The following is a 12,371-nucleotide window of genomic DNA, read 5'->3' on the forward strand; positions in this document are numbered from 1 at the left end:
GCCGCACCCGAGAGGACCTCATGTCACACGCCCCCATCGCCCGAGCCCAGGATGGCGCCGATCCCTACCGCTGGCTGGAAGAACGCGACGCTCCCGAGGTGCTGGATTACCTGAAGGCCGAGAACGCCTGGCTGGACGAGCAACTGGCCGACCAGGCCGACCTGCGCGAGCGCCTGTTCCAGGAAATCCGCGGCCGCATCCGCGAGACCGACCTGTCCCTTGCCACGCCCTGGGGCCCCTACCTTTATTACCAGCGCACCACCGCCGGCGATGAATACCCGCGCCACTACCGCTGCGCGCGCCCACAGGACGGCTCGCTGGACATCGACCCGGCCACCGAGCAGTTGCTGCTGGACCCGAACGCGCTGGCGGACGGCGGCTTCCTCTCGGTCGGCGCCTTCAGCGTCAGTCCTGACCACCGCCTGCTGGCCTACAGCCTCGATACCAGCGGCGACGAGGTCTACCAGTTGTTCGTCCGCGACCTCGTGGACGGCACCCTGCATGCCCTCCCCTTCGAGGACTGCGACGGCAGCATGACCTGGGCCAACGACAGCCGCACGCTGTTCTTCGGCGAGCTGGACGAGACCCACCGCCCCTTCCGCCTGCACCGTTACCGCCTGGGCGAGGCCCATGCTGAACAGGTCTTCGAGGAACCGGACGGACGCTTCTTCCTCGGCTGCCACCGAGCCAGCTCCGAGCGCCAGTTGCTGCTGGACCTGTCCAGCAAGACCACCAGCGAAACCTGGGTGCTGGACGCCGGAACGCCCGATGCCGACTTCCGTTGCATCGCCCCCCGCGAGGAAGGTCACGAGTACTACGTCGACCACGGCCAGGTCGACGGACGCTGGTGCTGGCTGATCCGCAGCAACCAGGCCGGCATCAACTTCGCCCTCTACCTGGCGGAGGAGGCGGACCCGAGCCGCGAGCACTGGCAGGAGCGTATCCCTCACGATCCGGAGCGCATGCTGGAGGACCTCAGCCTCAACAGCAGCGCCCTCACCCTCAGCCTGCGCGAAGGCGGCCTGCCGGTGATCGAAGTGCACCCTGCCGGCGGCACCGCCTACCGCGTGCAACTGCCGGATGCGGCCTACAGCCTCTACGTGCAGGACAGCCTGGAGTTCGACAGCCCGGTGATCCGCCTGCGCTACGAAGCCCTCAACCGCCCCGCCCAGGTCCGCGAACTGCGCCTGGCCGACGGCGAGCAGCAGGTGCTCAAGCAGACGCCGGTGGAAGGCCCGTTCGACGCCGATGCCTACGTCAGCCAGCGCCTCTGGGCAACGGCAGCGGATGGCACGCGCATCCCCATCAGCCTGGTCGCCCGCCGCGAAACCCTGGGCCGCCCGGCGCCGCTCTACCTCTATGGCTACGGCGCCTACGGCGCGAGCCTCGACCCCTGGTTCTCCCATGCCCGCCTGAGCCTGCTGGACCGTGGCTTCGTCTTCGCCATCGCCCACGTACGCGGCGGCGGTGAGCTGGGCGAAGCCTGGTACCGCGCCGGCAAGCTGGAGCACAAGGCCAACACCTTCGGCGACTTCATCGCCTGCGCCGAGCACCTACTGGCGGAGGGCCTGACGACCCGCGAACAGATGGTCATCAGCGGCGGCAGCGCCGGCGGACTGCTGATCGGCGCCGTGCTCAACCAGCGTCCGGAGCTGTTCGCAGCGGCCATCGCCGAAGTGCCCTTCGTCGACGTGCTCAACACCATGCAGAACCCCGACCTGCCGCTCACCGTCACCGAGTACGACGAGTGGGGCGACCCGAACCAGCCCGAGGTGTTCGAGCGCATCCGCAGCTATGCCCCCTACGAGAATGTGAAGCCCCAGGCCTACCCGGCGCTGCTGGTGGTGGCCGGCTACAACGACTCGCGGGTGCAGTACTGGGAAGCTGCCAAATGGGTGGCGAAGCTGCGGGCGACCCGCACCGACGACCACCTGCTGCTGCTCAAGACCGACCTCGGTGCCGGCCACGGCGGCATGAGCGGGCGCTACCAGGCGCTGCGCGACGTTGCCCTGGAATACGCCTTCCTGTTCAAGGTGCTGGGGCTGGCTGCTGCGTGAAGGTCCAGCGCCTGCTGTTCATCTGCGGCCAGAATCGGCTGCGCAGCCCCACCGCCGAGCAGCTGTTCGCCAGCTGGCTCGGCGTGGAAACCGACTCGGCCGGCCTCAAGGCCGAAGCGGAGACCCCGGTAACGCCCGAGGCCCTGGCCTGGGCGGACCTGATCCTGGTGATGGAGAGCAGCCATCGGCGCAAGCTGGCCGCACGCTTCCCCGCCGCGCTCAAGGGCAAGCGCGTGGTCAGCCTGGATATCCCCGACGAGTACGACTACATGGACCCGGCCCTGGTGGCGCTGCTCCAGGCCCGGGTACCGCCGCTGCTGCGCTAGGGCGCCGGCTTCTTCTCGCCGTTGCCCAGCCCCTTGCTGTTGCGGTCGAGCTGTTCCTGCAGCAGCGGGATGCGTTCATCACGCGGGTCTGCCTGGCGCGTGGTCGGCGGGTTCACCAGCAACGGCGGGCTGCCCGGCGGGGCGGCAGACGGAAAGCTCGGCGGACTGGGCTGGGAATAGGGCTGCGGCGTGGCGGTACCGGGCGAACCGGGTGCCGGCGTGCCGGGCGAGCGCAACAAGGGCGGCTGCTGGGCCTGGGCGGCGCAACTGATCGCGACCAGCGCGGAAAATGCGAGCACAATGGCGCGCTTCATCTGGACCTCCTGCCTTTCGGCATCGACGCCCCCAGTCTAACGGCCAGCTCACGGCTGCCCGACCACTCCGACGGAATGCCCCATGACCAACAACGACATACTGCGCAGCCTGCGCTACCTGCTGGACATCAGCGACGCCCGGGTGGTGGAGATCATCGGCCTGGCCGACCAGGAAGTGAGCCTGCAGGAAGTGGCAGCCTGGCTGGCCCGCGAAGATGAGGAGGGCTACCACGCCTGCAGCGACCGGCGCCTGGCCGGCTTTCTCGACGGGCTGGTCTACGCCATGCGCGGCAAGGACGAGAGCCGCCCGCCCTTCCCCCTCGAACTGCCGATGAGCAACAACCAGGTGCTGAAGAAGTTGCGCGTGGCCCTGGAGCTGCGCGAGGACGACATCCTCGACATCCTCCGCGAAGCCGACCTGCCCATGACCCGTGCCGAGGTGGGGGCGCTGTTCCGCAAGAAGGACCACAAGAACTACCGCCCCTGCGGCGACCAGGTGCTGCGCAACTTCCTCCGCGGCCTCACCGCCCGACGGCGACCTACACAGGGCTGAGAACCTGCATCGGCGCGTCTAGAATTCATCGGCCGGCCACCGGAACCTTGCCGTAACGGCGCCAGTCACACCCCTCGATGACCTCTAAGGAGTAGCCGATGAAAATCCTCATGGTGCTGACCTCGCATGACCGCCTGGGCGATACCGGCCAGCCGACCGGCTTCTGGCTGGAAGAGTTCGCCGCGCCCTATTTCGCCTTCCGTGATGCCGGCGCCGAGGTGGTGCTGGCCTCTCCCCGGGGCGGCCAACCGCCGCTGGATCCGAAGAGCGACGACCCGGCCGCGCAGACCGAAGCCACCCACCGCTTCCGCAGCGACCCGCAGGCCCAGCAGGCGCTGGCCAACACCCTGCCGCTGGCGGGACTGGTCTCGGCCGACTACGACGCCCTCTTCTACCCCGGCGGCCATGGCCCGCTGTGGGACCTGGTGGACGATCCCTTCTCCATCCGCCTGATCGAAGACCTGCACAACGCCGGCAAGCCGGTGGCGGCGGTGTGCCACGCCCCTGCCGTGCTGAAGAATGCCCGCGCCGCCGATGGCAACCCGCTGGTGCAGGGATGCGCGGTGACCGGCTTCTCCAACTCCGAGGAAGCGGCGGTGGGCCTCACCGAGGTGGTGCCCTTCCTGGTGGAGGACATGCTCCGCGACCTCGGCGCCCACTACTCCAAGGTGGCCGACTGGCAACCCCATGTGGTCGCCGACGGCCACCTGATCACCGGACAGAACCCGGCCTCCTCGGAGCCCACCGCCGCCGCGTTGTTGCAGTTGCTCGGGGAGTGAAGTCACGCCCGGTGAGCTGGCTTCAGCCACCTCGTCCGGGCGGATCTCAAGCACTTTGCGAGCAGACCTCGCTCCTACAGACCAGCGTGTCTTCGGTCGGGGGCGTCGGGTGGATGGCGCTTTTTCCATCCACCAATGACGTTCGCCGAGAGCCCACATGGTGGACCGATGAAGCGCACTCCACCCTACGTCCTGGCACGGATCACCTTTGCCGTCATGAGAAATCAGAAGCCCTATCTGACCTCGCGTCGCCACAGCAAATTGACATGGGATCTCCTGCGGAATGCACGAAGGGACAGGCCGTAGGGTGGGCTTCAGCCCGCCGCATCCAGGCGACTCATGGATGAGATGGACAGCGGTAGGCCCGTAGCCACATCACCTACACAAGCCAGAGCCACCTCAGAGTTCTGAACGCATCCCAGTCAACTCGTCGTTGCCGATGCCCTGTGTTTTCAGAAGAACTGCGAAACACTCAATTTTACGTTCCGCCCCACTCCCGAGACGGCTTCGCCAAGGTAGGGGTAGTACTCACGATTGAACAGGTTATCGACTGCCAACCTCGCTTCGAAGCCCTTGGCAAAGCGGGGCTTCCAACTGGCGAACACACCATGCAGGGCGTACCCCTGGCTTTCCGGCAGACTCCAGAGCGCGGCCCGGGGATCGTCGTCCGCTGGCGATCGGTCCTGCTTACGCACGAAGTTGCCGGTCCATCCCAACGCAAGATCTGCTTCAGGCACCTTCACCCCCAACGTAGCCACTGCCTTGCGCGGAGGAATTTCCGCGATCCATGTTTCAGAGCCCCACGGGTTAGATGGAGAGGCGTCGCGCTGGCCGCGGATGTAAGAGACCGAGAGACTGCCAAACACCCGGGCGCTATCGTAGAACGATTCGACCTCCAGCCCCTCAATGGTGTAGCCCGGCAGGTTGCGGTTGTTGGTGAGGGTACCCGGACAGTCGGCGCTGCTACTGAGCTTCTCGGCGCAATAGACCCCGGTCCGCTTGAAGATTTCATCCTTGCCACGGTTACGGAACAGAGTGGTGCGTATCTGCAGGCTGTCGCTGTCAACAAGCAGCCGGTCCACGTTGAAGATGCTGCCCAGGCGAATACCCGTGATGCGCTCGGGATCAAGGTTACGACTCGTACCCGGGACACTGCTGATCGCACTCTGCACTTCATACAATTCGTCGATCAGAGGCGCACGCCAGGTTTTGCTGTAGTCGGCGAACAGTGCCAGGTTCTCCGTTGCGGTCCAGAAGACGCCTAACCTCGGCGACCAACCGGTATAGCGGACCTGACTGTAGTCATGCCCAACCTTCGGATCAGGATTATTGAAGCGAGGTGCCAAGCTAGGCTCCCCCTTGCTGATTACCTGGTCGTAGCGCAGAGCAGGTGTAATGGTCACCGAGCCGATAGTGATCGCATCCTGCAGGAAGCCACTCCGCGTCTCCTGCTCACCAGAGGGCATGTAATAAGGCTGGTACAAGCCGAAGTTGTAGGCTGCATCACGAGTCTTGCTGAGGTCCTTCATCAGCGTATCGCGCTCATGCCCATGCCACTGCACACCCACCGTTGCGACATGAGCAAACGGCCCCGTATCGAACCGACTTTCGTTCTTCAACTCCGCCAGGCGATCGGTGTAGTTGACCCAGCTTTCATTGCCCAACGACGCTGCAAATCCGGGTGTGGCGTTGTCCGGTCGCTTGTCATGCTGATCGGTCTTGGAATAGGCGTAGCTGGCTGTGACGTTGATCCAGGGGTTGTCGAGTGGTGCGTAGTTCCATTTGAGGGAGTAGTTCTCATCGTCCTGGTCGCGGTAGACCAGCTTGCGCTTCCACGCACCATCCAACCCGTAGCGAGCGATCTCGGCCGCCGTGGGTGCGGCCATTTCATCGCGCTTGGCTGCGAACGGCTCCCAGGCCTGGCTTCCGGACTGCATCGCAGAAAGGGTGAGCACATGCTCTTCGTTGAGGCGCAGGTTGCTCTTGAACAGAAAGGCATCAAGCTGATTCTCGGAGTACACGAAGCGCGTGCCATCGGGACGCTTGATATTCCCACCGTCACGCCAGTTCATGAACAGCAGGCTGTCGAGCATCTTATCTTCGGTCTGGCCGTAGACGGCCCCGCTGTATATCTCCTGGCGGTCGTTGGTGTGGTAGCCGTACTTGATGAAAGCCCCGACGTCACGCCCCTCCTGCAGCAGGTCGGCAGGGTCCTTGGTGTCCACCTTGATCACCCCGCCGAAGCCGCCATTGCCGTAGAGCGTACTGTGGGGCCCCTTGTCGACCTCGACGTTCTTGATCAGCTCCGGCTCGATGAACACCGAGCCCTGGCGATACTTCTCGAAGCCCTTTGGGGCCCCATCGAGGATCACCTTGACGTCCTCGACATCCCCCATGCCCCAGATATTCAGGGTTTGCCCACCCGGCCTGGGCGAGCCGCTGGAGCTGACCCCAGGCAACGTATCCAATAGTTCGCCAATGTTGTCGGCCTGCTTGCGGTCGATGTCTTCCTGGGTCAGCACCGAGCGCCCCACAGTGCTGCTGTCGATGGCATCCCCCATGATGCTGGTGCTGCCCAGGTTGAGGACATTGTCATTAGCAGGTGCCTGATCGTTTCCCGGCAAGCGCCGTACCACGAACCCATCCCCCGCTTCCACCAGCTCCAGCCCCGTCCCCGAGAGCAACCGCTCCAGGGCCAGACGCGGGCTGTAGCGCCCCTTCAACGCCGGCGCACGCACATCGCGCAGCTGGGCTTCATCGAACAGCACCTGCAGTTGCCCCTGCTGGGCAAGGCTGGTCAGGGCGCTGGCCATGGGTTGGGCCGGCAGGTCGAAGTCGTGGTCCTGGGCCAGTGCCGAGGCGCTGGCCAGCCAGGTCGCCAGGGCGCTGCCGGCAACGAGCCGGCGCAGGACGAAGCGGGTGGTACGGGTGTTCATGCAGGTCTCCCCTTGTGCTGCAGGACCGCCACGGCAACTGGCGGTTACCGGGAGGAAGACGCACAGACGAGAAAAACCCACATATGCGAATGAAAAATATTTTTATTTGTAGCGAGCTAGGCCTTCAGCGCGGATGGATCAACGCCCGCCCATCCGCCAGGTACTCGACCTGGACCGGCAGCAACTGCGGCAAGGCAGCGAGGAAGGCATCCGGGTTGGCGAGGTTGAGGCTGCCGGAGACACGCCGCTGGGCCAGTCTCGGGTCCGCCAGGCCCACCGGGGCCGAGCGATAGCGCGACACCTCGTCGAGCAGCTGCGCGAGGGGGCGGTCCCGGAAGACCAGCTGCCCTCTGCGCCAGCTGGCGATCTCCTCAGGCCGGCGGTGGCCTTGTTCGAGGGTGGCGGTGCGGTAGTCGTAGTCGAGGCTGTCTCCTGCCAGCAGTTCCAGCGGCTGCGCCGTTCCTGGATGCGGCTCGACGGCCACGTGACCACTCTCCACTGCCACATCGAGCCGCTGCTCGCCGCGTCTCACGCTGAAGCGGGTGCCCAGTACCCGCACCCGCCCGTCTCCGGCGGTGACATCGAAGGGACGGGTTTCATCACGGGCAACGGCGAAGAAGGCTTCGCCTTCCAGCAGGTCCACCTCACGGTGGTCGTCATACAGGCGAACGCGCAGGCGCGTGGCACGGTTGAGGTCGATGCGGGTGCCGTCGGCCAGGGTCACCTGCTGCGTGGCGCTAAGGGGGCTGGCGAAGGTCTCGTCTACCTCGGGCCCACCCCGGGAGACCAGCACCAGGGCGCAGGCCACCAGCAAGGACGCAGCGGCAGCCAGGGGCAGGCGCCAGCGTCGCGGGCGCAGGGGCACCACCGGTGCTGACAGGCTCGGGCGCGGTACGCGATCGAGTTCTGCCCAGATCTGCTGCATCTCGGAAAAGGCGCGGGCATGCGCAGGGCTGGCGGCCAGCCAGGCCTGCAACTCGGCTTCGTCCCGCGTGCTGAACTGGCTACCTGAGCGCCGCGCCTGCCAGGTCGCGGCCTGCTCGTCGATCGAGGGGCGTGCTTCCATCCACGTGTTCTCGTTCATGGCACGTCCTCCTGTCCCGCATCGAGCAGGCGCTGCCTGCAATGCAGGAGGGCACAGGCGACGTGCTTCTCCACCATGCTGAGGGAAATCCCCATGCGCTCGGCGACTTCGGCCTGGGAGAGCCCGTCGAACTTGTGCAGGACGAAGGCCTCTCGCCGGCGCGGCGGCAGATCATCCAGCGCCCGGGCCAGGTGATGCAAGCGCTGGTGTTGCTCGGCCTTGTCCTGGGGGCCTGGGGCGGCATGCTCGAACAGCGCCTCATCGTGCTCGACAGGGGCCGGCTCCATCCCTCCCCTCACCTGCTGGCGTCGCCAGTGGTCGCGCAGGAGGTTGCGAGCGATCTGGAACAGGAAGGCGCGGGGCTGCGCCACGCGGGCGCGATCGCGGGAGCCCAGCCACTGGGCGAAGGCGTCCTGGGCGAGATCGGCCGCATCGGCCTGGCTGCCCAGGCGCTTGCCGAGGAACTTCAGCAGTTCGGCATGGAAGGCCCGGTAGGCGCCCGAGACGGTGCCACGGAACTGCTCATCCACGGCGGGCTTTCCCACCGGCCAGACCTGACTTCACGACACCCCCGACTGAAGGTGCTTCCCGCCCGCTCAAGGCTGACAGATAACGGGAAGCAACAAATGAGAATGCATATCATTAGATGTCAGACTTTTTCCGGCGTCAAGGCCAGCACCCAGAAACGAAAAACCGCGGCCGAGGCCGCGGTTTTCGAAGAGCACCGATCAGTGCGCGAGGAGTGAGCCCCCGGTCTTGCCGGCGAGCTTCTCGGGCTTGATCAGGAAGCGGGCCAAGGCCGGCAGCAGCCAGAGCGCGCCGAACATGTTGACGATGAACATGAAGGTCAGCATCAGGCCCATGTCGGCCTGGAACTTGATCGCCGAGAACATCCAGGTCGCCACGCCGATGGCCAGGCACAGGCCGGTGAAGAGCACGGCTTTGCCGGTGGACTTCAGCGTCTGGTAGTAGGCCTCCTGCAAGGTCAGGCCGGCGCGCAGGAAGCTTTCCAGGCGGCTGTAGATGTAGATGCCGTAGTCGACACCGATACCCACGCCCAGTGCCACCACCGGCAGCGTCGCCACTTTCACGCCGATGCCGAGGAAGGCCATCAGGGCGTTGCCCAGCACCGAGGTGAGGATCAGCGGGATGACGATGCAGATGGTCGCCGGGATCGAGCGGAAGGTGATCAGGCACATGGCCGCGACGCAGATGTACACCAGGATCAGGATGGTCAGCTCGGTCTGGGCGATCACCTCGTTGGTGGCCGCTTCGATACCGGCGTTACCGGCGGCGAGCAGGAACTCCAGCCCGTCCTTGTTGTGCTCCTGGGCGAAGCCCTGGACCGCCTTGACCGCGCGCTGCAGGGTCTCGGCCTTGTGGTCGTTGAGGAACACCAGCACCGGTGCGAGGGAGCAGTCGGTGTTGTACAGGCCGTCGGCGCGGCTGATGGAGTTGTTCAGCACGTCCTGGTTGCGGGAGAGGGTTTCCCACTTCAGGTTGCCTTCGTTCATCCCTTTGATCACCTGCTTGGAGACGGTGACCATGGAGATGGCGGACTGCACGCCCTGGGTGTTCTCCATCGTCCACATCAGCTCGTCGATGGGGGCCAGCGCCTCGTGGGTGGAGCACCCTTCAGGCTTGGTCTTGACCATCACCACGAGCACGTCGGAGCTGGTGGAGTAGTTGCTGATGATGAAGTTGTTGTCCTTGTTGTAGCGCGAGTCCGGACGCAGCTCCGGCGCGCCCTGGTCGAGGTCGCCGATCTTCAGGTGCTTGCCGTACCAGAGGCCGCCGCCGAAGGCCATGATGGCGATGACCACGGAGATGGGCGCCACGGTGGGGTGCGCGAAGTTGGACAGCAGGCGCCAGAACGGGTGCTCGCGGGTCGCGTCCTTCTTGCTGCGGTCGATGGCCTTCTTGCTGATGCCGACATAGGAGATGGCGACCGGCAGCAGGATCAGGTTGGTGAAGACGATCACCGCCACGCCGATGGAAGCGCCGATGGCCAGCTCGCGGATCACGCCGATGTCGATGATCAGCAGGGTGATGAAGCCCACGGCGTCAGCCAGGATGGCGATCATCCCCGGCAGGAACAGCTGGCGGAAGGTGCGCCGGGCCGCGGTCAGGGCGTTGTCGGCGTCGCTGGATTGCAGGGCGATACCGTTGATCTTCTGCACCCCGTGGGAGATGCCGATGGCGAAGATCAGGAACGGCACCAGCATGGAGTACGGGTCGAGGCCGAAGCCCACCGAGTGCATCAGGCCCAGCTGCCAGATCACCGCCACCAGGGTGGTGGAGAGCACGGCGATGGTGCTGCGGATACACCAGGTGAACCAGTAGAGCAGCACCAGGGTGGTGAGGAAGGCGATGCCGAAGAAGGCCACGACCATGATCAGGCCGTCGATCAGGTCGCCGACCTTCTTGGCGAAGCCGACGATGTGCACCTGGACGTTCGGGTTCTGGGCCTGGTACTTGTCGCGGATCTTCTCTTCCAGCTCATGGGAGAACTGGCGGTAGTCGAGCTTCAGCAGCTTGCCCTGGTCGTTGGGGTCCGGGTAGGACTCGAGCAGCGGCACGTCGATGATGCTGGACTTGAAGTTGTTGGCCACCAGGCGGCCGATCTGGCCGGACTTGAGCACGTTGTTGCGCAGCTCTTCCAGGCTGTCGGCGGAACCGTCGTAGGTTTGCGGGATGACCTCGCCGCCGGCGAAGCCTTCCTCGGTCACTTCGGTCCAGCGAACGCTGGGACTCCACAGGGACTTCAGACCGGAACGATCGACGCCGGGAATGTAGAAGACCTCATCATGGATCTGGCGCAGGGTCTCCATGTAGTCCTTGCTGAAGATGTCCCCGTCCTTGGCTTCCACCGAGATGCGCACGGTGTTGCCCAGGTTCGCCAGGTCGTTGCGGTGCTCCATCATCTTCTGGATGAAGGGGTGGTGCAGCGGAATCATCTTCTCGAAGCTGGTGGACGGGCGCACCTGGGTGGCCTGCCAGAAGAGGAAGATGCTGACCAGCAGGCAGATGACGATCACCGCCGGCCGGTTGTTGAAGATCAGGCGCTCCAGGAAGGTCGCCTTGTCCTGGTGATGGTTACTCATCGAAACTCCCCCACCTTGTTATTGTTGGCCCAGCTCGGCGCCAGTCGGCGAGGCGACACGCGCCCCACCCTGTCCCACCAGGATCAGGTTGCCCTTGCTGTCGACCGTGGCACTGGCCAGCGACAGACGATCAGCGCGGTTGACCACGCTGAAGGTGCGGCCAGCATCGGTGCTCTTCAACACGCTGCCGCCATGGCCGACCACCAGCAGGGTGCCGTCCTCGAGCAGGGTGCCGCCGGAAAGACCGAACTCCAGGGTGCCACCACGGGCGTTCTTGAGCGGGATGGTTTCCCAGGTCGTGCCGAAATCGGCGGAGCGGAACAGGTGGCCACGCAGGCCGTAGGCGATCACGACGCCGGGCTCTGCGGTACCGGACACGCCGAACAGCGAGCCCTCGTAGGGCCCTTCGAGGCGTTCCCAGGTCTGGCCCCAGTCGGGGGAGCGGAACATGCTGCCCATCTCGCCGACGATGAACAGGCCAGAGTCCTTCACCGCCGCAATGGCATTGATGTGGTACTGGTCTTCGTTGTCGAGGCGGTCGCTGACGTCTTCCCAGTTCTTGCCACCGTCTTCGGTGGCCAGCAGGGCGCCGTAGGAGCCAACGGCGAAGCCGGTGCTGGCGTCCTTGAACCAGACGTCCAGGAGCGGGGCTTCACGCTGCAGGTCTTCGAACTGGAGTGTCCAGGTCGCCCCGCCATCCTCACTGGCGAGAATCTGCGCGTCGTGACCGACGGCCCAGCCCTTCTTGTCGTCGACGAAGTAGACGGCGGTCAGCATCTGCCGGGTCGGCACCTTGGCCTGGGTCCAGCTCGTGCCGTCGTCGTCGGAATAGAGAATGTGGCCACGATCCCCCACGGCAACCAGGCGCTTGCCGGCGTGGGCAACGTCCAGCAGCAGGCTGGTGATGGCCTTGGGTGATTCGATGGAGTAGACCGGTGCTGCCTCGGCGGCATGCACGGTGGGCACCATGGCGGAAGTCAGGATGGACAGCACACTGAACAGCGAGAGCGCTTTGGCCAGCGGCGAGTGGAAGCGGAACGCCGGCTGGGCGGAATGACGCGCGCCACGACCGGACTGGGTGCGCCGCATGACGGGCTCACTCATACACCTTTCCCCCTTATTGTTATAGGTGGTCCTGCCCCTCAGGCAGGCGACTAATGCTATCCAGCTTTGGAAAGCGCTGACAATCGGCGGGACGTTATGTTTTGTTAAGCCAAA

At 65.2% G+C, this 12,371-nt stretch carries 10 protein-coding genes; 4 read left to right on the forward strand and 6 right to left on the reverse strand.

Annotated elements, in window-relative coordinates; translation table 11 throughout:
• Positions 1–20: 20 nt before the first annotated feature.
• Entirely contained in the window at positions 21–2,057 is a 2,037-nt protein-coding gene (locus tag SZ55_RS16660; protein ID WP_044408535.1) for a S9 family peptidase, read from the forward strand.
• On the forward strand, positions 2,054–2,383 hold the full coding sequence (locus tag SZ55_RS16665) for a low molecular weight protein tyrosine phosphatase family protein (RefSeq protein ID WP_044408538.1): 330 nt from the start codon (positions 2,054–2,056) through the stop codon (positions 2,381–2,383). The genes SZ55_RS16660 and SZ55_RS16665 overlap by 4 nt, the downstream gene beginning before the upstream one ends.
• Here SZ55_RS16665 and SZ55_RS16670 read toward each other — a convergent pair.
• Entirely contained in the window at positions 2,380–2,697 is a 318-nt protein-coding gene (locus SZ55_RS16670) for a hypothetical protein (RefSeq protein WP_044408541.1), read from the reverse strand. The genes SZ55_RS16665 and SZ55_RS16670 overlap by 4 nt on opposite strands.
• An 82-nt stretch (positions 2,698–2,779) precedes the next feature.
• Here SZ55_RS16670 and SZ55_RS16675 point away from each other — a divergent pair, with 82 nt between their 5' ends.
• Positions 2,780–3,250: a DUF1456 family protein gene (locus SZ55_RS16675; protein ID WP_044408542.1), complete on the forward strand. Its 471-nt coding sequence runs from the start codon at positions 2,780–2,782 to the stop codon at positions 3,248–3,250.
• Positions 3,251–3,348: 98 nt separating this feature from the next.
• Entirely contained in the window at positions 3,349–4,029 is a 681-nt protein-coding gene (locus tag SZ55_RS16680) for a type 1 glutamine amidotransferase domain-containing protein (protein ID WP_044408544.1), read from the forward strand.
• Between the two features lie 452 nt (positions 4,030–4,481).
• Here SZ55_RS16680 and SZ55_RS16685 read toward each other — a convergent pair whose 3' ends face one another.
• The 5 genes from SZ55_RS16685 to SZ55_RS16705 form a co-directional block, all read right to left on the reverse strand.
• Complete coding sequence (locus tag SZ55_RS16685; protein ID WP_082078260.1) at positions 4,482–6,965, reverse strand: TonB-dependent receptor; 2,484 nt, start codon at positions 6,963–6,965, stop codon at positions 4,482–4,484.
• A 124-nt stretch (positions 6,966–7,089) separates the two neighbouring features.
• Complete coding sequence (locus SZ55_RS16690) at positions 7,090–8,049, reverse strand: FecR family protein (protein WP_044408547.1); 960 nt, start codon at positions 8,047–8,049, stop codon at positions 7,090–7,092.
• Entirely contained in the window at positions 8,046–8,579 is a 534-nt protein-coding gene (locus SZ55_RS16695; RefSeq protein ID WP_044408550.1) for a sigma-70 family RNA polymerase sigma factor, read from the reverse strand. Before SZ55_RS16695 ends, SZ55_RS16690 begins: the two co-directional genes overlap by 4 nt.
• A 198-nt stretch (positions 8,580–8,777) precedes the next feature.
• Positions 8,778–11,153: an efflux RND transporter permease subunit gene (locus tag SZ55_RS16700; RefSeq protein ID WP_044408553.1), complete on the reverse strand. Its 2,376-nt coding sequence runs from the start codon at positions 11,151–11,153 to the stop codon at positions 8,778–8,780.
• 18 nt (positions 11,154–11,171) lie between these two features.
• Positions 11,172–12,257 carry a WD40/YVTN/BNR-like repeat-containing protein gene (locus SZ55_RS16705; protein ID WP_044408555.1) on the reverse strand — a complete coding sequence of 362 codons (1,086 nt, stop codon included), beginning with the start codon at positions 12,255–12,257 and terminating at the stop codon, positions 11,172–11,174.
• Positions 12,258–12,371 lie beyond the last annotated feature (114 nt).

Origin of the sequence: Pseudomonas sp. FeS53a (assembly GCF_000931385.1) — a bacterium.
Taxonomy (GTDB): Bacteria; Pseudomonadota; Gammaproteobacteria; order Pseudomonadales; family Pseudomonadaceae; genus Metapseudomonas; species Metapseudomonas otitidis.

Excerpts from the sequence above, each read along its gene's own strand:
- SZ55_RS16705 (WP_044408555.1), bottom strand. The coding sequence starts at position 12,257 with ATGAGTGAGCCCGTCATGCGGCGCACCCAGTCCGGTCGTGGCGCGCGT.
- SZ55_RS16690 (WP_044408547.1), bottom strand. The coding sequence starts at position 8,049 with ATGAACGAGAACACGTGGATGGAAGCACGCCCCTCGATCGACGAGCAG.
- SZ55_RS16700 (WP_044408553.1), bottom strand. The coding sequence starts at position 11,153 with ATGAGTAACCATCACCAGGACAAGGCGACCTTCCTGGAGCGCCTGATC.
- SZ55_RS16680 (WP_044408544.1), top strand. The coding sequence starts at position 3,349 with ATGAAAATCCTCATGGTGCTGACCTCGCATGACCGCCTGGGCGATACC.
- SZ55_RS16660 (WP_044408535.1), top strand. The coding sequence starts at position 21 with ATGTCACACGCCCCCATCGCCCGAGCCCAGGATGGCGCCGATCCCTAC.
- SZ55_RS16685 (WP_082078260.1), bottom strand. The coding sequence starts at position 6,965 with ATGAACACCCGTACCACCCGCTTCGTCCTGCGCCGGCTCGTTGCCGGC.
- SZ55_RS16670 (WP_044408541.1), bottom strand. The coding sequence starts at position 2,697 with ATGAAGCGCGCCATTGTGCTCGCATTTTCCGCGCTGGTCGCGATCAGT.
- SZ55_RS16675 (WP_044408542.1), top strand. The coding sequence starts at position 2,780 with ATGACCAACAACGACATACTGCGCAGCCTGCGCTACCTGCTGGACATC.